The organism is Cryobacterium sp. TMT1-66-1, from assembly GCF_004403435.1.
Lineage (GTDB): Bacteria > Actinomycetota > Actinomycetes > Actinomycetales > Microbacteriaceae > Cryobacterium > Cryobacterium flavum.
The window spans coordinates 130,528-152,198 of the sequence record NZ_SOGP01000008.1 but is presented as its reverse complement, the minus strand read 5'-3'; the positions used below and the strand labels follow the sequence as shown (position 1 = coordinate 152,198).

The window sequence follows — 21,671 nt, the reverse complement described above, 5'->3', positions numbered from 1 at the left end:
ACGCCGCGCCCTCGCCGCGCGCGACGGCGGATGCCGCTGGCCCGGCTGCGACCAACCACCCTCGTGGAGTGAAGCGCATCACATTGAAAACTGGGCTGATCTGGGCTTTTCCAACATCGATCAGGCCATACTGCTCTGCTCCCACCACCATCTATTGCTCCACAATCGGCACTGGCGGGTCCTATTCCTCGACGAAACATACTGGCTGCAACCTCCGGTCGAGACTGATCCCGAGCAAACCCTGATTGCGCTGCCCAGCAAGAACCCGCTCATGCAGGAGCCGACGCTGCTCGAAGCGCCGCAGTAGCGTTACGCGGCGGCCAGCTCAGACCGGTCGCGTTGGACGATTGCGGTTGACAAGCTCGACCGACGAGATGGTTGGGCTCCACACCTTGGGTCCCGACGGGGCGGGACGATCGAGGGGCTCTACCCGACGATCAGGCTTTGCGACCTACGTGCCGTTCGGCGTGCTCGCCGCCGAGTCGGCGAGCACCGAGGCGGCGCGGCCGGCCATGATCGCATCCGCTGCCCGCACCAGCGCCAGGTGTGAGAGCGCCTGCGGAGTGTTGCCCATCTGGTGTCCGTTGGTCACGTCGTATTCTTCCGAGAGCAGCCCCACATCGTTCACGAAGCCGAGCAGGGTGTCCATGAGCGCGGTGGCGTCGTCGAGGCGTCCCGAGGCGGCGTATTGCTCGACCAACCAGAACGAGCAGGCCAGAAACGGATGCTCACCCGGCGGCAGGCCATCCACGGCGGCGCGCGTGCGATACCGCAGGAGCAGGCCATTGTGGCTGAGATCCGCCTCGATCGCGGCCACGGTGCCGAGCATGCGCGGATCAGTGGGCGCGCAGAAGCCGACCTGCGGGAGCACGAGGAGGGAGGCATCCACTTCGGTGCTGCCGTAGTACTGCACGTAGCTGTTTCGAATTACGTCAAAGCCGCTGCTCTCGATGTCGGCGCGCACCTCGTCACGCAGGGTCTTCCACCGGTCGAGCGGACCGTCGAGGCCGTACTCCTCGATGCCGCGCACCGCACGGTCGAAGGCGGCCCAGACCATCACCCGCGAGTGGGTGAACTCGCGGGCTTGACCGCGCACCTCCCAGATTCCCTGGTCGGCACGGCGCCAGTTTTTCTCGAGAAAGCCCATAAGGGCACGCTGCAGCGGCCAAGAGAACTCGTTCTCCTGCACCCCGGCGGCGCGGGCAGCGTGCAGGGCCACCATAACCTCGCCGATCACATCGGACTGAAACTGGTCGACTGCGCCGTTGCCGACCCGCACGGGGGAGGCGCCATCGTAGCCGGGCAGGCTGGTCAGTTCACGCTCGGGCAGATAGCGCTCGCCGGAGAGTCCGTACATGATCTGAACATCGCACGGATCGCCGGCAATGGCGCGCAGCAGCCAGGCCCGCCAGCCGTCGGCTTCCACCTCGTAGCCGTGGCTGAGCAGTACTTCGAGCGTGAGTGAGGCGTCGCGGAGCCAGACGTAGCGGTAGTCCCAGTTACGAGTGCCGCCGGCCTGCTCGGGCAGCGACGTCGTCGCCGCCGCCACGATGCCGCCGGTCTGCTCGTGGGTCAGGGCGCGCAGCACGAGCAGCGAGCGCACGACCTCGGCGCGCAGCGGCCCCTCGTGACTGCAACTCGACGCCCAGTTCTGCCACCAGGCGCAGGTCGAGGCGTGGACAGCGTCAATGTCGATGGCCGGCGGAACCTCGCGATGCGAGGGATACCAGGTCATCTGCGCGTCGACCGTCTCGTCGGCGGTGAGCTCGAAGTGTGACACGTGGCGATGATCCGAGGCGCGTAGCTGGGGGCCGCGCACCACGATGGCGTCGGGGCCGGCGATCGCCACGAGGCCGCGCACCTTCTCGCCCTTCAGCTGCCGCACCCAGGGCACGGTCGTGGCGTAGCCGAAGCGAAATCGCAGGTCCTGGACCATCTGCACCGTGCCGCTGATGCCGCGCACGCGCCGCACCAGGTCGGCCCGACCATCGCCGTGCGGCATGAAATCGAGCACCTCGACCTGGCCGGTAGCAGTGGTCCACACCGTCGAGAGCACGAAGGTGTCGCCCTGGTAGCTGCGCACGGCCGTGGCTGTCGTATCGGCGGGGGCCAGTAGCCAGCGGCCGTGGTTCTCGTCACCGAGCAACGCGCCGAACAGCGAGGCGGAGTCGTAGCGCGGCAGGCAGAGCCAATCGATGCTCCCGTCGCGTCCGACGAGGGCCGCCGAGTGGCAGTCACTGATGAGCGCGTAGTCCTCGATATTGAGTGCCATCAGGCCATCCTGTCAGCAGCAGGGTGAGAATTCGCTCCGGATCGGCGCGGCGGGCAGCCGGATCAGGCGACCAAACGAGCCGAGGCGAGCGTTGCTGACGCCTTGTCGATCCAGGCAGCGGATGCCGCGGCCACCTCGGCATCGCTCGTCGGGGCCGGCACCGGCAACGCTGCGGCCGGTTCGCTCCAGTTGGTGATCGGCGCCGGAGTCCAGGACAGCGCGGTCGGCTCACCGCTGGTCTCACCGCGCAGTGCGGCTTGCTCGGTCGTAATGGCCTCGGTGAGCTCGGTCGCGATCTCCCTGGCTTTCAACCCGTGAAAGATTACCTCGGTGTCGTCCGAGCTGCGGGCCACCAGGGTCCAGGCGCCGTGCTCGCCGACCAGCGCACTGAGCTTGTCGTGCAGCAGCTCGAAGATTTGCTCGTCGCGCAATACCGGAGCCGGAGCGATACTCATCGCTGCGCTCGCGGCCAAACGTCGGCGTCGACGACCAAACATGACAAGCCCCTTCCAAACACACGATCACTCTGTTGCAGCCAGCAACAAACTTCTTCGTCCATTTTCGGTGACACAATGCCTGTGGGACGGTGGACACGCCGCAAAAGCGCGGAAGTCAGCTCGCAATCTTGCGTTTATTGGCATCTTCGATGACGGTGCCGACGGCGACAGCGGCGCTCAGAGCCCAGCCGAGCCACAGCATTACCAGGCGCCAATCCCGGGGGCCGTGCCGCGTGGCCTGCACGGTGTTCCAGCCGCCGGCAATCACGCCGATCATCGCACTATTGAATACGAACTTTCGCATGTGAACCTCCGGCATCAGGTTACCCGGGAATGGGCGCTGGACGGCTGGTAACCTTAGGAGGGCAACACAGGTGTGCACCTCGGGTGTGCCCGGAACGGATGATCCATTACTTCTTCAGCCGAATCCACACGGTCCCAGACTGACCCAGGAGCGCCCATCGTGCCCGTCGATACTCCGGCCGGCACCTACACGCTCGTCGTCGTCTCGAACCGCCTTCCGGTGGATTATGAGGAGGGTGCCGACGGCGCCGTCACCTGGCGTACGTCGCCCGGCGGGCTGGTCACCGCGCTCGAACCGCTGATGCGCTCTTCGCACGGAGCCTGGGTCGGCTGGCCGGGCGTCGCCGACCGCGACTTCGAACCGTTCGAGAACGACGGCATCTCCCTGGTTCCGGTGCGGCTGAATGAAGCCGACATTGAGGACTACTACGAGGGCTTCTCCAACGACACGCTGTGGCCGCTGTACCACGACGTCATCGCGCCGCCGAGCTTTCACCGCGAGACCTGGGATGCCTACGTCGCGGTCAACCGCCGATTCGCTGCCGCCGCCGCAGCGGTGGCCGCCCCGGGTTCCACGGTCTGGGTGCACGACTACCAGCTGCAGCTCGTGCCGCGCATGCTGCGCGAAGCCCGCCCCGACCTGGTCATCGGATTCTTCAATCACATTCCATTTCCGCCATATGGCATATACGCGCAGCTGCCCTGGCGCAAACAGATCCTGCACGGCCTGCTCGGCGCCGACGTCATCGGCTTTCAACGGGGAGCGGATGCCGGCAACTTCTCCCAAGCGGTGCGTCGCCTCTACGGCTATCCCACCCGCGGCGTCGTCATCGACGTGCCGACCGGCGAGAACGGCGACAGCCGACGCGTCATCGCCAAACACTTTCCGATCTCGATCGACGCGGCCGCCTACGAAGAACTCGCCCGGCGCCCCGAGATCCAGGCCCGCGCACGGCAGATTCGTGAAGACCTCGGCAACCCGAAAACCCTCATGCTCGGCGTCGACCGGCTCGACTACACCAAGGGCATCGGGCACCGCATCAAGGCCTTCGGAGAACTGCTCGCCGACGGACGACTGAGCGTCGAAGATGTCACCCTGGTGCAGGTCGCCAGCCCGTCCCGTGAACGCGTCAGCACCTACATGGCCCTGCGCGACGAGATCGAACTCGCAGTCGGCCGCCTCAACGGTGATTTCTCCACCATCAGCCACACCGCCATCAGCTACCACCACCACAGTTACCCGCGCGAAGAAATGGTCGCGATGTACCTCGCCGCCGACGTGATGCTGGTCACAGCCCTGCGCGACGGAATGAACCTCGTCGCCAAGGAATACGTGGCCGTGCGCTTCGACGTGGACGGCGTTCTCGTTCTAAGCGAGTTCGCCGGCGCCGCTGACGAACTCAAACAGGCCATCCTGATCAACCCGCACGACATCGACGGCACCAAGGATGCGATCGTGCGCGCGGTCGAGATGCCCAAACGTGAGCGCACCAGACGTATGCGCGCGCTCCGCCGCAAGGTCGCCGAGAACGATGTGGCAGCCTGGTCAGCCTCCTTCCTACGGGCACTCAGCGGGGGAGCGGCCGTACCAGCCGGCATCCCCGACGACCTCGACCTGGCCCTGCAGAGTATTGCCAACGCCGAGAACCTGCTGATCGCGCTCGACTTCGATGGAACCCTGGCCCCGCACGTCGACCACCCCGAAGACGCCCGCGCCATCGCCGGCACCCGCGAGGCTGTGCAGGCACTGCTGGACTTGCCGGGCGTGCGCGTGGCCTTCGTTTCCGGCCGGGCACTGGTCAGCCTGCAACACGTCGCCCAGCCGCAGAGCGCGGTGCTGCTCACCGGCTCGCACGGCATCGAGGTGCAGCTGGACACCCCCGAGATCGAGCTCAACCTGCTCTCCGCCGAGCTCGAGCAACTCGACACCCTCGCCCGGGTGCTCGAAACCATCTCCGGGTCCATTGCCGGCACCACGATTGAACGCAAGCCCGCCGGCCTGGCCCTGCACACCCGCCTGGCCACCGAGAAAGACGGCCAGACCGCGCAGGGTCAGGCGCGCGACCAACTCGGTGACCAGCTGCCAGGGCTGACCATTCGAGAAGGCAAGAACGTGCTGGAATTCTCGGTGCGCTCCAGCACCAAGGGTGATGCCCTCGCGAAACTGCGCGATTACACCGGCGCCGACCGAGTGTTCTACGCCGGCGACGACGTGACCGACGAGGATGCCTTCGCCGCCCTCGACGAGGATGACGTCGGTCTCAAAATCGGTCAGGGCGCAACCCTCGCCGGCTACCGGGTGCGCAGCCCGCAGGAGGTCACCCAGGTTCTGGTGCGCATCGCCGCATTGCGCTCTGGCCGTTCGCTCTGACCGGGCCCGCCAAGGTTCTAGACTCGGAAGCATGTCTGAGATCGATGTGAAACCCCGTAGCCGCGACGTCACCGATGGGATCGAGGCCACCACCTCCCGTGGCATGCTCCGTGCAGTCGGCATGGGCGACGGTGACTGGGACAAGCCCCAGATCGGTATTGCGAGCTCCTGGAACGAGATCACACCCTGCAATCTCTCGCTGGACCGCCTAGCGCAGGCCGCTAAAGAGGGCGTGCATTCCGGTGGCGGTTACCCGCTGCAGTTCGGCACCATTTCCGTCTCCGACGGCATCTCGATGGGGCACGAGGGCATGCACTTCTCCCTGGTCTCCCGCGAGGTCATCGCCGACTCGGTCGAGGTCGTCATGCAGGCCGAACGCCTCGACGGCAGTGTACTGCTGGCTGGCTGCGACAAGTCCCTGCCCGGCATGCTCATGGCCGCCGCCCGCCTCGACCTCGCGAGCGTGTTCCTCTACGCCGGATCGATCGCCCCGGGGTGGGTCAAGCTCAGCGACGGCACCGAAAAAGACATCACCATCATCGACTCGTTCGAAGCCGTCGGAGCGGTCAAGGCCGGCCGCATGAGCGAAGCGGACGCCAAGCGCATCGAGTGTGCATTCGCTCCCGGCGAGGGTGCCTGCGGCGGTATGTACACGGCCAACACCATGGCCAGCGTGGCTGAGGCCCTCGGAATGAGCCTGCCGGGGTCGGCGAGCCCGGCATCCGCTGATCGTCGCCGCGACTACTTCGCCCGCCGCTCCGGCGAAGCCGTCGTCAACATGCTGCGCCTCGGCATCACCGCCCGCGACATTCTTACCCGCAAGGCGTTCGAGAACGCCATCGCCGTGGCCATGGCCTTCGGCGGATCCACTAACGTCGTGCTGCACCTGCTCGCCATCGCCCGCGAGGCCGAGGTCGAGCTCACCCTGGACGACTTCAACCGCATCGGCGACAAGGTTCCGCACATCGGCGACCTCAAGCCCTTCGGCAAGTACGTCATGAACGACGTCGACCGTCAGGGCGGCGTTCCCGTCGTCATGCGCGCGCTCCTTGAAGCTGGCCTGATTCACGGCGACGCGCTCACCGTCACCGGCAAGACCGTGGCCGAGAACCTGGCCGAGATCGACCCGCCCGACCTCGACGGCGAGGTGCTGCGCACCCTTGACAACCCCATTCACAAGAGCGGTGGCATCACCATCCTCAAGGGCACCTTCGCCCCCGAGGGGGCTGTGGTGAAGACCGCCGGATTTGACGCGACCGTGTTCGAAGGACCGGCTCGGGTGTTCGAGCGGGAACGCGGCGCGATGGACGCGCTTACCGACGGCAAAATCTACAAGGGTGACGTCGTCATCATCCGCTATGAAGGACCCAAGGGTGGGCCGGGAATGCGCGAGATGCTGTCGATCACGGCCGCCATCAAGGGCGCGGGCCTCGGCTCCGATGTACTACTATTAACGGACGGTCGATTCTCAGGCGGCACAACCGGACTGTGTATCGGCCACATAGCACCCGAAGCGGTGGACGCAGGTCCAATCGCCTTCGTGCGCGATGGGGATCTGATACGGGTCGATATCGCAGCTCGCACGCTTGACCTACTGGTCGCACCTGCTGAGCTGGCCGCCCGCCGAGAAGGCTGGGCGCCTCTTCCCCCGCGCTACACCCGCGGCGTCCTCGCCAAGTACGCCAAGCTCGTGCACTCAGCCGCTGAAGGCGCCATTACCGGCTAACAGCACGTACCGGCCGACATCACCGGCTGAACGCACCGGCCGACCGCGCTCAGCGGCACCCCCAACCAATCGATTCGAAGTAGGGATTCAACGATCATGACCACGGAAACCACTCCCGTGCCCTCAGCTCCCGCATCTGCGGAGCCGGAAATGCTCACCGGCTCGGGCGCCATTATTCGCACCCTCGAACTGCTCGGCGTGACCGACGTTTTCGGTATTCCCGGCGGCGCTGTCATTCCGCTCTACGACGAGCTCATGACGCAAGACAAGATCCGCCACATTCTGGTGCGCCACGAACAGGGTGCCGGCCACGCCGCCGAGGGCTACGCTTCCGCCACCGGTCGCGTCGGCGTCGCCATCGCCACGAGCGGCCCCGGCGCCACCAACCTCGTCACCGCCATAGCGGATGCCTACATGGACTCGGTTCCGCTGCTCGCGATCACCGGCCAGGTCTTCTCCACCTCGATGGGAACGGACGCCTTTCAGGAGGCCGACATCATCGGCATCACCATGCCGATCACGAAGCACTCCTTCTTGGCCCGTACCGCGGAAGAGATTCCGGCCGCGATCGCTTCGGCCTATCACATCGCATCGACCGGCCGCCCCGGCCCGGTGCTCGTGGACATCACCAAGGACGCGCAGCAGAACCTCGCGCCGTTCATCTGGCCGCCCAAACTCGACCTGCCCGGATACCGGCCGATCGTGAAGGCCCACGGCAAGCAGGTGCAGGCGGCAGCCCAGCTGCTGCTCGCCGCGAAGAAGCCCGTGCTGTACGTGGGCGGCGGTGTCATTCGCGCCCACGCATCCGCTGAACTGCTCGCGCTGGCTGAGGCGACCGGTGCACCCGTCGTAACCACCCTCATGGCCCGTGGTGCCTTCCCCGACTCGCACCCGCAGCACCTCGGCATGCCGGGCATGCACGGCACGGTTCCGGCCGTGCTCTCGCTGCAGGAAAGTGACCTCATCATTTCGCTCGGAGCACGCTTCGACGACCGGGTGACCGGAAAAATCAGCGAATTCGCGCCCAACGCGAAGATCGTGCACGTTGACGTCGACCCGGCGGAGATCTCCAAGATCCGCCTGGCCGATGTACCCATCGTCGGTGATGCCAAGGACGTCATTGCTGACCTGACTTTGGCCTGGGCCGAGGCCGCCCAGGGGACTGCCCCCGACACGACCGAGTGGTGGACTTATCTGCATGGCCTGAAGGAGGAGTTCCCGCTCGGTTTCACCGAACCGACCGACGGACTGCTGGCCCCGCAGTATGTGATCCAGCGCATCGGTGAGCTCACCGGCCCCGAAGCCGTCTATGCGGCCGGCGTCGGCCAGCACCAGATGTGGGCGGCGCAGTACATCAAGTACGAGCGCCCCAACTCCTGGCTCAACTCCGGTGGCGCTGGCACCATGGGCTATTCCGTGCCCGCGGCGATGGGTGCCAAGGTCGCCGAACCCGACCGTGTGGTCTGGTCGATCGACGGTGACGGCTGCTTCCAGATGACGAACCAGGAGCTCGCGACCTGCACCATCAACAAGATTCCGATCAAGGTCGCGATCATCAACAACTCCTCGCTCGGCATGGTGCGCCAGTGGCAGTCGCTGTTCTACGACGGACGTCACTCATTCACCGACCTCAACACCGGTCACGGCACCGCCATGGTGCCGGACTTCGTCAAAATGGCGGATGCCTATGGCGCGCTCGGCATTCGCGTCACCAGCAAGGACCAGGTTGATGACGCCATCAAACTGGCCCTCGCCACCAACGACCGCCCGGTCGTGATCGACTTCATCGTGAGCCCCGGCGCCATGGTCTGGCCGATGGTTCCGCAGGGAGTCAGCAACAGCTTCGTGCAGTACGCCAAAGATCACGCACCGACCTGGGGAGAAGAATAACCGTGACGAGCCACGTTCTGAGTCTGCTCGTCGAGGACAAGCCCGGCCTGCTCACGCGCGTCGCCGGCCTGTTCGCGCGCCGCGGCTTCAACATTGAAAGCCTCGCCGTGGGCCACAGCGAGATCCCCAGCCTGTCCCGCATCACGATTCTGGTCGACGTCGAAGACATACCGCTCGAGCAGGTGACCAAGCAGCTGAACAAGCTGATCAACGTCATCAAGATTGTCGAGCTCGACCCGGCCCAGTCGGTGCAGCGCGAACACCTCCTGATCAAGGTCAAGGTCGACAACACCACCCGTTCTCAGGTACTCGAAGCCGTGAATCTGTTTCGAGCCCGCGTCGTCGACGTGTCAACGGATGCCGTCGTGATCGAGGTCACCGGCGACAGCGGAAAGACGCAGGCGTTGCTGCGCGTGCTCGAGCCGTTCGGCATTCGCGAGCTCGCGCAGTCGGGCCTGCTCGCCATCGGCCGCGGTAGCAAGTCGATCACCGAGCGCGTCTTCAAAAACTAACGTTTTCAGCTTTTTCTAACAATCAATTCACGAGGAGAGATACACATTGTCTGAGATTTTCTACGACAAAGACGCCGACCTGTCGATCATTCAGGGCAAGAAGGTGGCCGTCATCGGCTACGGCTCGCAGGGTCACGCCCACGCACAGAACCTGCGCGACTCCGGCGTTGAGGTCAAGATCGGCCTGAAGGACGGCTCCAAGAGCAAGGCCAAGGCCGAAGAAGCTGGCTTCACCGTGCTCTCCACAGCGGATGCCGCAGCCTGGGCCGACGTCATCGTCATCCTCGCACCCGACCAGGTGCAGCGTCACCTGTACAAGGATGATGTGCTGCCGAACCTCACCGCCGGCAAGGCACTCGTCTTCGGCCACGGATTTAACATCCGTTTCGGCTACATCACCGCTCCCGACGGCGTCGACGTCGTCATGGTTGCCCCCAAAGGACCCGGCCACACTGTGCGCCGCGAATTCGAAGCCGGTCGCGGCGTTCCCGTGATCGTCGCCGTCGAGAAGGATGCCTCTGGTAACGCCTGGCCGCTCACCCTGAGCTACGCCAAGGCGATCGGTGGCCTGCGCGCCGCCGGTATCAAGACCACCTTCACCGAAGAAACCGAAACCGACCTGTTCGGCGAGCAGGCCGTGCTCTGCGGTGGTACCTCACAGCTGATCCAGTACGGCTTCGAGGTTCTCACCGAAGCCGGCTACCAGCCGCAGGTCGCCTACTTCGAGGTGCTGCACGAGCTCAAGCTCATCGTCGACCTCATGTGGGAGGGCGGCATCGCCAAGCAGCGTTGGAGTGTCTCCGACACTGCCGAGTACGGCGACTACGTCTCCGGCCCGCGCGTCATCGACCCGAGCGTCAAGGAGAACATGAAGGCCGTTCTCGCCGACATTCAGAGCGGCGCGTTCGCCGAACGTTTCATTGCCGACCAGGACAACGGCGGTGTGGAATTCCTCGCCCTGCGCAAGAAGGGCGAAGAGCACCCGATCGAGGCCACCGGCCGCAGCCTGCGCAAGCTGTTCGCGTGGAACGCGTCGACCGACGACGACTACACCGACGGATCGGTCTCGCGCTAGCGGCATCCGCTTGAATCAGTGAAGGGGCCCTCGTTCGCGAGGGTCCCTTCGTGCGTTCCCAACGACAGACTGGTCGATATGGCACTTTCCGGCACCGGCACGCGCTGGATGAGTGCGCTGCGGCACAGCCTGGCGACCGTGGTCATGGTCGGCGTCGTGCTGTATGTGCTCATCGACGTGGTGCTGCAATTTCTGCCGCCGCACTACAGCCCGATCAGTGACGCCGAGAGCAACCTCGCCGTCGGCCCGTACGGGTGGATCATGAACGTCAATTTTCTGGGCCGCGCGCTGTTCTGCATCGCCGCCGTCGCGGCGATCGCCCTGGCCTACCGGGCTCTGCTGCCTCCGCGCCGCGACGGGGTGCTCGGCGTCGGCCTCGGGCTGTTTCTGGTGGGGGGAGCCAGCTCGGCCGTTCTCGCATTCTTCCCGACCGATGTCAGCGCGGCGCACGCGTCGACCCTGGAGACGTCCACGACGGTCGGGGCCATCCACCTCGCGGTCGCCACAGCCGGCTTTGTCAGCGCCCTCATCGCGATCCTGGTGCTGACGATCTGGCTGCGGGTGAACCGCTTCTTGCCGCAGGCATTACCGTGGGCGGTCGCGTTCGCCGCACTCACCCTGACCGGTCTGCTCGCAGTCGTCGCAGCCAGTATCTGGGCGCCCGGTGTGGTCGGCCTCGCGGAGCGCCTGGCCCTCGTGGGTATTCTGGGGTGGACCTGGTGCGTGAGCGCCGGAATCCGTCGACTGGCCTGACGTACACCAGCCGGCCCGCGCTGAACACTCGGTGAACAGAATGATCTCACTGCGAAGTATTCGTCAGTCACCCCCCAAACTGGGGTGATGCCTACCCTCTCTCGACGTGACCTTTTCTCGGCCGGTGTTTTCGTTGTTGCCGGCGCCGCAGCAGCGACCGTGGGCGGCCAGCCAGCCAGCTCGAACGCCGCCGTCCTGTCCGCCGGCACCCGATTCGACCACGGCGTCGCCTCTGGAGACCCGCTGCCCGACGGTATCCTGCTCTGGACTCGGGTTACTCCGACGACCGAGGCCGCACCCGGGTCGGGCCTGGGCCCCGACGTCTCGGTGACCTGGGAGGTGGCAGAGGACTCGGGCTTTTTGCGGGTCGCAGCGAGGGGCAAGACCATAACCGGTGCAGCCCGGGATCACACGGTGAAGGTGATACCCACCGGGCTGCGGCCGTCCACCAGCTACTGGTTTCGCTTCCGCTCCGGCGGAGTCGCCTCCCCGGTCGGTCGCACCAAGACAGCCCCGGCCGCCGGCGTCGCCATCGATCGCCTGCGCCTCGGTGTCGTGTCCTGCGCCAACCTGCAGGCGGGTTTCTTCACCGCGTACCGCCACCTGGCCGATCGCGGCGACCTCGACGTCGTGCTGCACCTCGGGGACTACCTCTACGAATACGGCGTCGGTGAGTACCAGGCCCGTGACGTGGTCGTGCGGCCACACGACCCCACGACCGAAATGATCACCCTTGAGCACTACCGTCGTCGGCACGCGCAGTACAAAACCGACCTCGACCTGCAGGCGCTGCACGCCGCGGTGCCCTTCATCGTCACCTGGGACGACCACGAATCCGCCAACGATGCCTGGTCGGAGGGTGCCGAAAACCACACCGAGGGCGCCGAGGGCACCTGGAAGGCGCGGCGGGAGGCGTCCCAGCAGGCTTATGCCGAGTGGATGCCGGTGCGCTACGACGTGGGCGGCCAGCTCTATCGTCGCTTCGGCTTCGGCGACCTGGCGAGTGTGTCGATGCTCGACCTGCGCAGCTACCGCAGCGAGCAGGCCGCGAACATGGTCAGCGCCGACATCTCCAGCCCCGACCGCACCATCACCGGCACCGCACAAATGGACTGGCTACTCGACGGGTTCACGCAAACCGACACGCAGTGGAAACTCGTGGGGAACCCGGTCATGATCGCGCCGGTGCGCTTTCCGTCGACGTTGTCCACCGCCGAGATCGGGGGAGTGCAGGCCCTCCTCGGTACAACGACGATCGACGGCGTGCCGTACAACGTCGACCAGTGGGACGGCTACACCGCCGATCGCAGTCGTGTGATCAGTCACCTGCGCGACCACGGCGTCACGGATACCGTCTTCCTCACCGGGGACATCCACTCCGGCTGGGCCTGCGACATTCCGGCCGACCCGCTTACCTACCCGACAACCGGCACCTCCGTCGCCACCGAACTGGTCTGCACCTCGGTGACCAGCGACAATCTGGACGACATTCTCGGGGTGCCGCCGCGCACCGCGTCCGTCGCCGTTGAAACCGCGTTCCGGACCGCGAACCCGCACGTCAAGTACCTCGACTTCGACTCGCACGGCTTCTCCGTGCTCGAGGTGACACCGGCAGCGGTGCGGATGGACTGGTACGTACTGTCGGAGCGCACCAGCCCGGCGTCCACGAGCTCGCTGTCGACGTCGTTCCGGGTCGCGGCCGGCACGCAGACGGTGACGGCCGCGTTGTGAGCGCCCTCGATTCGCTGGCAGCGGTGGGCGGAGCAGAGGGCACGGCTAACCGTCGGACATTTCTCAAGATTGCCGTGGGCGCCGGAGCTGCCGTCGTGCTCTCCGCAGCGCCGGGAGCGGCCTGGGCCGCGGAATCCGCTTCTGCAGACCCGGGAGTCCCCGCCGACCGTACCCGGGTGTACGTGCTGGTCATTGACGGATGCCGCCCCGATGAGATCACGCCCGAGCTCACGCCCCGTCTGCACGCCCTGCGGACACAGGGCGTCAATTTTCCGGCGGCCCGGTCGCTCCCCATCATGGAGACCATCCCCAATCACGTCATGATGATGACTGGCGTCCGGCCGGACCGGTCCGGTGTTCCGGCGAATGCCGTCTACGACCGTGCTGAAGGTGTCGTGCGCACCCTGGACCGACCGGGTGATTTGCGCTTTTCGACCGTCCTCGAGCGACTGCGAACCGGAGGGCTGACCACCGGATCGGTGCTCAGCAAGGAATACCTGTTCGGAATATTCGGCGAACGCGCCACCTACCGGTGGGAGCCGGCGCCGCTCGTCCCGGTGAGCGGCCACGCGCCGGACCAGTTCACGATGGATGCCCTCATCTCCCTGGTCACGGCGTCGGACCCCGACCTGGTCTTCGCTAACTTCGGTGATATCGACCGGGTCGGGCATTCTGACGAAACCGGCTCTTCGGTCAAGATCGCCCGCACCGCGGCTCTGGCCTTGAGCGACTCTCAGATTGGTCGTTTCATCGATCACCTGGTCGCTGTCGGGCTCTGGGAGAGCAGTGTGATCATGGTGCTCGCTGACCACTCGATGGATTGGTCGATCCCGTCGAACGTGATCTCGGTTGATCTGATTTTGCAGGATCACCCGGAACTGCGCGAGCAGGTGGTCATCGGCCAGAACGGCGGCGCCGACCTGATGTACTGGGTGGGCAGCGACGCGGGCCGTGCTGCCGGACTCGCCGAAGTCCGTGCTCTGGTCGCGGCCCACGAGGGGGTGCTCGCGGTGTATGAACCCGCAGAGCTGCGACTGGGCGACGAGGCCGGTGACCTCGTGGCCTACTGCCGGGCGGGCTGGCGCTTTTCCGATCCGGCCGTGCTGTCTAATCCGATTCCGGGCAATCACGGGCATCCGACGACTGAGCCGATTCCGTTCTTCATTTCCGGTGGAAGCCCGCGCGTGCGCACCGGAATCACCCTGTCGGACCCGGCGCGCACGATGGACGTCGCACCAACGGTGGCTGCCTTGTTCGGTCTGGCAGCGCCGGCCGGTGGCTATGACGGAGTCGACCGGGCGGTGGCCTTCACCTCCGCGTGACAACCCGTTGATTACCCCATTATGGGTAGAGTCGAGGAATGCACCGGTCGCATGGCCGGTTCAGCTGGTCCTGTGCACCGACGCACAGCTTCGCTGCAGGTCCACCCTTAAACGGATGTCTGCGGGGCCGCCCGCTCCACTCGCGTAAGGCCGGCCGCACCATGACCTCAGGCAAAAATCTCGACGATTCGAAGCTGGTCGCACCGGCGACGCTCGACCCGGATGGAAAACTTCCCAAGTGGAAGATTGTCGGCCCCGGCCTCGTCGTGGCCGCCACCGGCGTGGGAGCGGCCGACATGGTCGCCACCCTCGTGGCCGGCTCGCGCTACGGCTACGCCCTGCTCTGGGCGGTCATCCTCGGCGTGATCCTCAAGATCGTGCTGGTCGAGGGCGCCGGACGCTACACCCTCGCCACCGGCAAAACCATCTTCGAGGGCTGGCGGTCCCTCGGTAAATGGACCACCTGGTACTTCGGTCCGTACATCATGCTGTGGGGCTTCGTCTATGGCGCCACTGCCATGTCCTCGGCCGCTCTGCCCCTCGCGGCACTGTTCCCGCTGCTCCCGCTGCCGGTCTGGGCGGTCTTGATGGGTCTCGCCGGACTCACCATGGTCTGGTTCGGCCGGTATGCCATCTTCGAGAAGATCACCGCGGTACTCGTGGGCATCATGTTCGTGACGGTCGTCGGCCTCGCCGTCATCGCCGCCCCCGATTTTCCCGCCATGCTGCGCGGTCTCGTGCCGATCATCCCCGAGGGCGGCGTTCTCTACACGCTCGCCCTGGCCGGCGGCGTCGGCGGCACGATCACCCTGGCCGCCTATGGCTACTGGCTGCGCGAAAAGGGCTGGTCTACGCCGCGCTGGATGAAGGTCATGCGCATCGACAACCGCATGGCCTACGTCATGACCGGCATCTTCGTCGTGGCCATGCTCATCGTCGGCGCCGAAGTGGTCGGTGCCGCTGGCATCACCCTGAGCGCCGGCGACAAGGGCCTGCTCGACCTGTCGACTGTGCTCAATGAGAAGTACGGCGCCGTCGTCGGCACCGGCTTTCTGGTGGGCTTCTGGGCGGCCTCCTTCTCGTCGATCATCGGCGTGTGGAACGGCGTGAGCCTCATGTTCGCCGATTTCTGGGGCAATATGCGCGGCAAGAAGTCGGGTCACCCCGACACCATGGTCGGCGGCAAGTACTTCAAGTTCTACCTGTTGTGGCTCACCTTCCCGCCGATGATCCTGTTCCTGCTCGGCTCGCCGATTGGGCTGATCCTCGCCTACGGCGTACTCGGCTCGCTGTTCATGCCGTTCCTCGCCATCACCCTGCTCGGCCTGCTGAACGGCAAGCGCATCCCGCACGAGTGGCGCAATCGCTGGTTCACCAATATCGCCCTGAGCATCTGCGCCCTGCTCTTCATCATTCTGGGCGTGCAGCAGCTGATCACGGCTGTCAAGCCGCTGTTCGGCTAGCCTCTGCCCGTAACCGGATACTCTGGAAAAATGAATCCGAGACGTGACGACGATGCGCTGAACTGGGCCGGCGACGACGACCCGACGCTGGTGCCGACGGGAAGCGGTCGGGCCGCGCCCGAACCAACCGGCCTACCGGAGGGATGGACTATCCCAGAGCAGTCAGTGTCAGCCCAGCGAGCGGTCGAAACCGAGCCGGCCGATGACGGCACTGAATCGGATACCGAACCGCAGAGCGCAGCGGTCAGTTCGGTCGCCCTCGTCGGCATGGGCATTCTCGCCGGCATGTACCTGCTGTACACGATCGGCTGGTTCATTGGAGTCGCTCGCATCGAGAAGCCGATCAGCGACCCGGTCGCCGAATTCATGTTCTCCCTCGGCGCCTGGCTCGCCGTGGCAGCGCCGCTGGTTTGGTTCGGGGTCACCTTCTGGCTCACCACGAGCCGTCCGCGGGCCCGACTGGTCTGGCTTCTGATCGGCGTCGTCGTTCTCGTCCCACTGCCCTTCATTATCGGATCAGGACCGGGCTCATGAGTGACACAGACGGGCGCACCGGCGACGCGAGCACAGCCATCCGTCGTCGACCGCCGCGCTGGCTGCTGCTCGCCATCGCGATCTTCTTCGGGCTGTTCTATGCCTACGACGTGTGGGAAGCAATCGGCAACCTGGCCCTGCTCAACCTGCTGGCGCAGTCACTCGACACCCAGCTGAGCGCTTTCGGCTGGACCGTGCTGATTTTCGCGGTGATCCTGCCGATTCTGGTCTACGCGCTGGCCTACTGGCTCGGACGTAACCGGGCTTTCGGCGTGCAGGCCCTGACCCTGTTGGTCGGGATCTGCGCGGTTGCCGCTGTATCGCTGGACCTCGGTGCCCTATTCAGCCTGGCCCGATTGATCGTCTAGTCAGAGCACCGCGAGAACGATCAGGATCATCAGCACCAGCTGGGCGATGAGCCGGGGGACGAACGGAATCGCCACCCGCCCAAAGCGCTTCGGATGGCGCGCAGCGTAGGCGTTGGCCGGAAAGACCGCAGCCAGAAAGAGCACCAGCGCCCCGGCCGCGAGCACCCTGGTCGAGGAAACGAGCAGGCCAACGTCGCCGACAATCTCGCACACTCCGGTGAACAGTACGAGATTGACCGGGCTGGCCAAACCATCCCGGCGTAGGCGCGGCGGAATCATCGCCGCCATGGTGCGCTTGACCGCCGGTAGAAAATGGGTGACTCCGGCGCCGATGAGTACCACGGCGAGAATCACGCGCAGAACCAGTTGGAGTCCGTCTATTACGTCGCTGCTCATTGGTCTATTGTGCAGCCGGTAGGGTGGAAATCGAGTAGCGCCCTTTGTCGCGCCGCCGACACTTGCAATCTAAGGATCCGATTTTATTGTCGAAGCCCGTCGTCCTGATCGCCGAAGAACTTTCCCCCGCCACCGTCGATGCCCTCGGGCCCGACTTTGACATTCACCACGTCGACGGCACGGATCGCTCCGCGCTGTTCGCCGAGCTTGCCACCGCGCAGGCAGTTTTGGTGCGCTCAGCCACCAAAATGGATGCCGAAGCCATCAAAGCGTCGCCCTTTCTGAAGGTCATCGCCCGCGCCGGCGTCGGCCTGGACAACGTTGACATCAAGGCCGCCACCGCAGCCGGTGTCATGGTCGTCAACGCACCAACCTCCAACATCATCTCGGCCGCCGAGCTGACCGTGGGTCACATCCTGAGCTTGGCCCGGCACATTCCGGCCGCGTCAGGCGCCCTCGCCGACGGAGCCTGGAAGCGCTCCAAGTACACCGGCGTCGAGCTCTACGAAAAGACCATCGGCATCATCGGCCTCGGCCGTATCGGTGCGCTCATCACCGCCCGCATGCAGGCGTTCGGTACAAACGTCATCGCCTACGACCCCTACATCACCTCGGCCCGCGCCCAGCAGCTCGGCGTGACCCCGGTCACCCTCGACGAACTGCTCGCCCAGTCCGACTTCGTCACGATCCACATGCCGAAGACCCCCGAGACCACCGGAATGATCGGTGCCGCCCAGCTGGGGCTGATGAAGCCCACCGCGTTCGTCGTCAACGTCGCCCGCGGCGGACTCATCGACGAAGACGCCCTGCACGAAGCCCTCGTCGCCGGCACCATCGCCGGCGCCGGCCTCGACGTGTTTGTCAACGAACCGCCGACCGGTTCGCCGCTGCTCGGACTCGACAACATCATCACCACCCCGCACCTCGGCGCTTCGACCGACGAAGCGCAGGAAAAGGCCGGCGTCTCCGTCGCCAAGTCCGTGCGCCTCGCGCTCTCCGGCGAACTTGTTCCCGACGCGGTCAACGTGGCCGGCGGCGTCATCGACCCCTACGTGCGCCCCGGCATCCCGCTGGTCGAGAAGCTCGGCCAGGTGTTCTCCGGCCTCGCCGCGCACAGCCCGCTCACGAGCGTCGACATCGAGGTGCACGGCGAACTCGTCGAGTACGACGTCAGCGTGCTCAAGCTCGCTGCGCTCAAGGGCATCTTCACGAACGTGGTCAGCGAAACCGTCTCGTACGTCAACGCACCGCTGCTGGCCGAGCAGCGCGGTGTCACGGTGCGCATGCTCACCGACGCCGAATCGCCCGAGTACCGCAACGTGATCACGCTGCGTGGTGCCCTCGCCGATGGTTCGCAGGTCTCCGTCTCGGGTACCCTCACGGGCACCAAGCAGATCGAGAAGATCGTCGAGATCAACGGCTACGACGTGGAGGTTCCCTTCGCCAAGAACCTCATCGTCATGCTATACGCCGACCGCCCGGGAATCGTCGCCGTGTACGGTCGCGAATTCGGCGAGGCCAACATCAACATCGCCGGCATGCAGATCGCCCGTCACGTGGCCGGCGGCAAGGCGCTCAGCGTGCTGACCGTCGACTCCGAGGTTCCGGCCGGACTGCTCACCGCGGTGCGCGCCGCGATCGACGCCGAGATCATGGTGGCGATCGACCTCACCGAATAGGCCTGTTTAGAACGGATGCGAGTGGGCGCCTGCCCTGTAGGCGCCCACTCGTGTATCTCTAGGAGCCGGGCAGAAGCCGGCCGATCAGGGCAATCAGCCGCGTCATCGCCGCGTCCGTGGGATCCTGCGGTGCCAGCTCGTTCTCGGCCAGTGAACTGTTGACGTAGAGACCGTCGCTGATCAGCATGATCGCCTGGGCGGTATCCGGGTCGTGCACGGCCTCTTCGATCACCGACAGCCAGCGCCGACGAATATCGGCGAGCACCTGCATGGCACGGGGATCCCGGCCCTGGGCCAAACGCGACCCGGCAATATAGGCGCGGTCGAGGGGACTGCCGGTGTGCACCGAGGTGCGAATGAGATAGTCGACCGGGCCGGCCGGGGCGGTGCGAATATTTTCGGCGTCCTGCAGGGCGAGCGCGTCCAACCGTGCCAGAACACCGTCGACCAGGGCGTCCTTCGACGCGAAGTGGTACAGCAGACCGCCCTTGGAGACTGCAGCGGCCGCCGCGACGGCATCGAGCGTCGCCGACCGCTCGCCGCCCTCGACCAGCAGGTCTTCGAAGGCGTCGAGCAGACGATCCCGGGTGGGAACGGATGGTGCGGCAGCATTTTTCGGCATATGGGCCATGGTAACGAACACGCAAACTCTCGGTCGGGCACGGGCGAACTAGACAACTATACCGTCTAGCCGGTACAGTTGAATTTGTTGCTCCGCCCGTGGCGGTCGAGAAAGAACCCAGAAAGTAAACGAGATCGTGTCTGCCCCCGCTGTTCCCACCAATTCCATTACCCTGCCCGGTATCGTCTCGAACCGCGCCGACCAAAGCCGTGCGGCAGAGAGTCGAAGCAGCGAGACGCGGGCAGCCGGATCGGCCAGCACCGCGGCATCCGCTTTGCCGGTACGGCACGACCGCAGGCGCTGGTGGGCCCTCGCGGTGCTCATTCTACCGGTACTGCTCGTGTCGATCGACAACACCGTGCTCAACTTCGCCCTGCCGGCGATCTCCACGGCCACCCTGCCGAGCGGTGTTCAGCTGCTCTGGATGGTTGACATCTACCCTCTGGTGCTGGCCGGACTGCTCGTGGCAATGGGCAGCCTGGGCGACCGCATCGGACGTCGCCGCCTGCTGATGATCGGTTCGGCCGGCTTCGGTGTGGTCTCGGTGTTCGCGGCCTTCGCCCCGAGCATCGAGGGGCTCATCATCGCCCGCGCCGCCCTCGGATTCTTCGGCGCCATGCTCATGCCGTCGACTCTGTCGCTGCTGCGTTCCACCTTCGTCGACCGCGACCAGCGTCGCCTCGCTATCGCGATTTGGGCCACCGGCTTTGCGGCTGGGAGCGCCCTTGGCCCGGTGGTCGGCGGCATTCTGCTCGAGCACTTCGCCTGGGGCTCGGTCTTTCTGATCGCCGTTCCCGTTCTGCTGCCGCTGCTCGTGCTGGCGCCAATTCTGGTGACCGAATCACGGGATCCGCACCCGGGGCGCATCGACCTGCTCAGTATTGCCCTCTCACTCGGCACCATGCTGCCGATCGTCTACGGCATCAAGAGCATCGCCGAGCACGGCGTGACCTGGATCACGGTCGCCCCGATCGCGCTCGGACTGGGGCTCGGCGTCTGGTTCGTGCGTCGACAGCTGCATGTGCCGAACCCCATGCTCGACATGGGGCTGTTTCGACGCGGCGCTTTCAGCGGCGCGGTCGGCGTCAACCTGCTCAGTGTCACGGCGCTGGTCGGCTGCCTGTTCTTCATCTCGCAGCACCTGCAACTCGTGCTCGGGCTGTCGCCGTTGAACGCCGGGCTGGTGCTCGTTCCCGGCCTGGCCGCGATGATCGTGGCCGGACTGCTGATCGTGCCGATTGCACGCCGGGTACGGCCGTCGCGGGTGGTGCCCGTGGCGCTGCTGGTGTCGGTGGCTGGATTCGCGTCGATCGCGCTGCGCGGCGGTGCAATCGATGCGTTCTGGATCGGCGTCGCCTTCGTGCTGCTCGGCATCGGAATCGGCGCGGCCGAAACCGTCTCGAACGAGCTCATCGTGGCGACCGCGCCGGCTGACAAGGCAGGGGCGGCATCCGCTGTGTCTGAGACAGCCTACGAACTGGGAGCGGTGCTCGGAACGGCCGTACTCGGCACCATCCTCACCGTGTCCTACCGGGCGGCGGTACTGTTGCCGGAAGGCCTGAGCGCGGCCGACCGGCTGGCGGCGGGGGAGACTCTCGGCGGAGCGGTGTCCGTGGCCGGCCATCTTTCGCCCGCGGCCGGGGAACAGCTGCTCGAGTCGGCCCGACACGCCTTCGATAGCGGTGTGGGCCTGACCGCCTGGATCGGCGTCGCGCTGGTGCTCGGAGCGGCCGTCGTGGCGCTGCTGTCGCTGCGCCGGGCCCGCTAAAGCTCGCGAAAGCGGGTGACGCGTTGTTTTCGCGAGTGCTCAAGCAACAGTTCACCCGCTTTCGCGAGCTGTGCGTTAGAGGTCGTCGATCGAGTTCTCGCGACGCGTGACCTGCTCGCCGTTCGCCGGGTCGGCGATCGTGCGGGTGGTGCTCACGCTATTGCGGCGGCGGGTCATCAACACGATGCCGAGGATCGTCACCAGTGCTCCGGCCGCGAGCAAAATGTAGCCGACGAGCGTCAGATCAATGCCGGTGACGGTCACGTCGAGGGCCCACACCAGAATGGCGCCGACGACGAGCAGAAAGATTCCTAGTCCGATACTCATGATTTCCTGCTTTCCGTTGGTGGTGCGCTAGGGACAAGCCTAGGCACTTCGGTGAGAAAGGT

Annotated in this window: 20 protein-coding genes; 14 read left to right on the top strand and 6 right to left on the bottom strand. The window is 65.6% G+C overall.

Annotated features, from left to right (window positions below; genetic code table 11):
* A partial coding sequence (locus E3T29_RS19575) for an HNH endonuclease (RefSeq protein WP_166792333.1) occupies positions 1-307 on the top strand: 307 nt, incomplete at its 5' end.
* Positions 308-451: 144 nt separating this feature from the next.
* Here E3T29_RS19575 and E3T29_RS05840 read toward each other — a convergent pair.
* The 3 genes from E3T29_RS05840 to E3T29_RS05830 form a co-directional block, all read right to left on the bottom strand.
* Positions 452-2,272: a glycoside hydrolase family 15 protein gene (locus E3T29_RS05840; RefSeq protein ID WP_134344630.1), complete on the bottom strand. Its 1,821-nt coding sequence runs from the start codon at positions 2,270-2,272 to the stop codon at positions 452-454.
* Positions 2,273-2,334: 62 nt separating this feature from the next.
* Entirely contained in the window at positions 2,335-2,769 is a 435-nt protein-coding gene (locus tag E3T29_RS05835) for a hypothetical protein (protein ID WP_134344629.1), read from the bottom strand.
* Positions 2,770-2,884: 115 nt separating this feature from the next.
* Complete coding sequence (locus E3T29_RS05830) at positions 2,885-3,073, bottom strand: hypothetical protein (RefSeq protein ID WP_092341404.1); 189 nt, start codon at positions 3,071-3,073, stop codon at positions 2,885-2,887.
* Between the two features lie 159 nt (positions 3,074-3,232).
* Between E3T29_RS05830 and E3T29_RS05825 the strand changes: the two genes are divergently transcribed.
* From E3T29_RS05825 to E3T29_RS05775, 11 genes are all read left to right on the top strand, one after another.
* Positions 3,233-5,443: a bifunctional alpha,alpha-trehalose-phosphate synthase (UDP-forming)/trehalose-phosphatase gene (locus tag E3T29_RS05825; protein ID WP_241987666.1), complete on the top strand. Its 2,211-nt coding sequence runs from the start codon at positions 3,233-3,235 to the stop codon at positions 5,441-5,443.
* A 31-nt stretch (positions 5,444-5,474) separates the two neighbouring features.
* The gene (ilvD, locus tag E3T29_RS05820) at positions 5,475-7,169 is read left to right on the top strand and encodes a dihydroxy-acid dehydratase (protein WP_134344627.1); all 1,695 of its coding nucleotides are present in this window, start codon (positions 5,475-5,477) and stop codon (positions 7,167-7,169) included.
* 96 nt (positions 7,170-7,265) lie between these two features.
* Positions 7,266-9,059: an acetolactate synthase large subunit gene (locus E3T29_RS05815; protein WP_134344626.1), complete on the top strand. Its 1,794-nt coding sequence runs from the start codon at positions 7,266-7,268 to the stop codon at positions 9,057-9,059.
* A 2-nt stretch (positions 9,060-9,061) separates the two neighbouring features.
* Positions 9,062-9,571, top strand: coding sequence for an acetolactate synthase small subunit (gene ilvN, locus E3T29_RS05810; protein ID WP_166792332.1), 510 nt, complete (start codon positions 9,062-9,064; stop codon positions 9,569-9,571).
* 46 nt (positions 9,572-9,617) lie between these two features.
* Positions 9,618-10,646 carry a ketol-acid reductoisomerase gene (ilvC, locus tag E3T29_RS05805; protein WP_134344625.1) on the top strand — a complete coding sequence of 343 codons (1,029 nt, stop codon included), beginning with the start codon at positions 9,618-9,620 and terminating at the stop codon, positions 10,644-10,646.
* A gap of 78 nt (positions 10,647-10,724) precedes the next feature.
* The gene (locus E3T29_RS05800) at positions 10,725-11,399 is read left to right on the top strand and encodes a DUF998 domain-containing protein (RefSeq protein WP_134344624.1); all 675 of its coding nucleotides are present in this window, start codon (positions 10,725-10,727) and stop codon (positions 11,397-11,399) included.
* A gap of 87 nt (positions 11,400-11,486) precedes the next feature.
* A complete protein-coding gene (locus E3T29_RS05795) occupies positions 11,487-13,130 on the top strand; it encodes an alkaline phosphatase (RefSeq protein WP_134344623.1) in 1,644 nt (547 codons plus the stop codon).
* On the top strand, positions 13,127-14,452 hold the full coding sequence (locus tag E3T29_RS05790; RefSeq protein WP_241987665.1) for an alkaline phosphatase family protein: 1,326 nt from the start codon (positions 13,127-13,129) through the stop codon (positions 14,450-14,452). Before E3T29_RS05795 ends, E3T29_RS05790 begins: the two co-directional genes overlap by 4 nt.
* A 161-nt stretch (positions 14,453-14,613) precedes the next feature.
* The gene (locus E3T29_RS05785) at positions 14,614-15,915 is read left to right on the top strand and encodes an Nramp family divalent metal transporter (RefSeq protein ID WP_134344622.1); all 1,302 of its coding nucleotides are present in this window, start codon (positions 14,614-14,616) and stop codon (positions 15,913-15,915) included.
* A gap of 30 nt (positions 15,916-15,945) precedes the next feature.
* A complete protein-coding gene (locus E3T29_RS05780) occupies positions 15,946-16,449 on the top strand; it encodes a DNA polymerase III subunit gamma/tau (protein ID WP_134344621.1) in 504 nt (167 codons plus the stop codon).
* Entirely contained in the window at positions 16,446-16,817 is a 372-nt protein-coding gene (locus E3T29_RS05775) for a hypothetical protein (protein ID WP_134344620.1), read from the top strand. The genes E3T29_RS05780 and E3T29_RS05775 overlap by 4 nt, the downstream gene beginning before the upstream one ends.
* On the opposite strand, the gene E3T29_RS05770 is transcribed toward E3T29_RS05775, so the two are convergent.
* Entirely contained in the window at positions 16,818-17,213 is a 396-nt protein-coding gene (locus E3T29_RS05770) for a DoxX family membrane protein (RefSeq protein WP_134344619.1), read from the bottom strand.
* An 86-nt stretch (positions 17,214-17,299) separates the two neighbouring features.
* Here E3T29_RS05770 and serA point away from each other — a divergent pair, with 86 nt between their 5' ends.
* Entirely contained in the window at positions 17,300-18,892 is a 1,593-nt protein-coding gene (serA, locus tag E3T29_RS05765) for a phosphoglycerate dehydrogenase (protein ID WP_134344618.1), read from the top strand.
* Positions 18,893-18,950: 58 nt separating this feature from the next.
* On the opposite strand, the gene E3T29_RS20450 is transcribed toward serA, so the two are convergent.
* Positions 18,951-19,514 carry a TetR/AcrR family transcriptional regulator gene (locus tag E3T29_RS20450; RefSeq protein WP_134344617.1) on the bottom strand — a complete coding sequence of 188 codons (564 nt, stop codon included), beginning with the start codon at positions 19,512-19,514 and terminating at the stop codon, positions 18,951-18,953.
* A 274-nt stretch (positions 19,515-19,788) separates the two neighbouring features.
* On the opposite strand from E3T29_RS20450, the gene E3T29_RS05755 reads away from it, so the two are divergent.
* Positions 19,789-21,282 (top strand): MFS transporter, encoded by a 1,494-nt coding sequence (locus E3T29_RS05755; RefSeq protein ID WP_134344642.1) that lies wholly within the window; start codon positions 19,789-19,791, stop codon positions 21,280-21,282.
* A gap of 75 nt (positions 21,283-21,357) precedes the next feature.
* Here the strand turns inward: E3T29_RS05755 and E3T29_RS05750 are convergent, their stop codons facing one another.
* The gene (locus E3T29_RS05750) at positions 21,358-21,609 is read right to left on the bottom strand and encodes a DUF6458 family protein (protein ID WP_092341415.1); all 252 of its coding nucleotides are present in this window, start codon (positions 21,607-21,609) and stop codon (positions 21,358-21,360) included.
* Positions 21,610-21,671 lie beyond the last annotated feature (62 nt).

What these genes read in the sequence shown, in the direction of transcription:
- E3T29_RS05840 (WP_134344630.1), bottom strand. Translation starts at nt 2,272, where the DNA reads ATGGCACTCAATATCGAGGACTACGCGCTCATCAGTGACTGCCACTCG.
- E3T29_RS05835 (WP_134344629.1), bottom strand. Translation starts at nt 2,769, where the DNA reads ATGTTTGGTCGTCGACGCCGACGTTTGGCCGCGAGCGCAGCGATGAGT.
- E3T29_RS05830 (WP_092341404.1), bottom strand. Translation starts at nt 3,073, where the DNA reads ATGCGAAAGTTCGTATTCAATAGTGCGATGATCGGCGTGATTGCCGGC.
- ilvD (WP_134344627.1), top strand. Translation starts at nt 5,475, where the DNA reads ATGTCTGAGATCGATGTGAAACCCCGTAGCCGCGACGTCACCGATGGG.
- E3T29_RS05815 (WP_134344626.1), top strand. Translation starts at nt 7,266, where the DNA reads ATGACCACGGAAACCACTCCCGTGCCCTCAGCTCCCGCATCTGCGGAG.
- E3T29_RS05800 (WP_134344624.1), top strand. Translation starts at nt 10,725, where the DNA reads ATGGCACTTTCCGGCACCGGCACGCGCTGGATGAGTGCGCTGCGGCAC.
- E3T29_RS05795 (WP_134344623.1), top strand. Translation starts at nt 11,487, where the DNA reads ATGCCTACCCTCTCTCGACGTGACCTTTTCTCGGCCGGTGTTTTCGTT.
- E3T29_RS05785 (WP_134344622.1), top strand. Translation starts at nt 14,614, where the DNA reads ATGACCTCAGGCAAAAATCTCGACGATTCGAAGCTGGTCGCACCGGCG.
- E3T29_RS05780 (WP_134344621.1), top strand. Translation starts at nt 15,946, where the DNA reads ATGAATCCGAGACGTGACGACGATGCGCTGAACTGGGCCGGCGACGAC.
- E3T29_RS05775 (WP_134344620.1), top strand. Translation starts at nt 16,446, where the DNA reads ATGAGTGACACAGACGGGCGCACCGGCGACGCGAGCACAGCCATCCGT.
- E3T29_RS05770 (WP_134344619.1), bottom strand. Translation starts at nt 17,213, where the DNA reads ATGAGCAGCGACGTAATAGACGGACTCCAACTGGTTCTGCGCGTGATT.
- E3T29_RS20450 (WP_134344617.1), bottom strand. Translation starts at nt 19,514, where the DNA reads ATGCCGAAAAATGCTGCCGCACCATCCGTTCCCACCCGGGATCGTCTG.
- E3T29_RS05750 (WP_092341415.1), bottom strand. Translation starts at nt 21,609, where the DNA reads ATGAGTATCGGACTAGGAATCTTTCTGCTCGTCGTCGGCGCCATTCTG.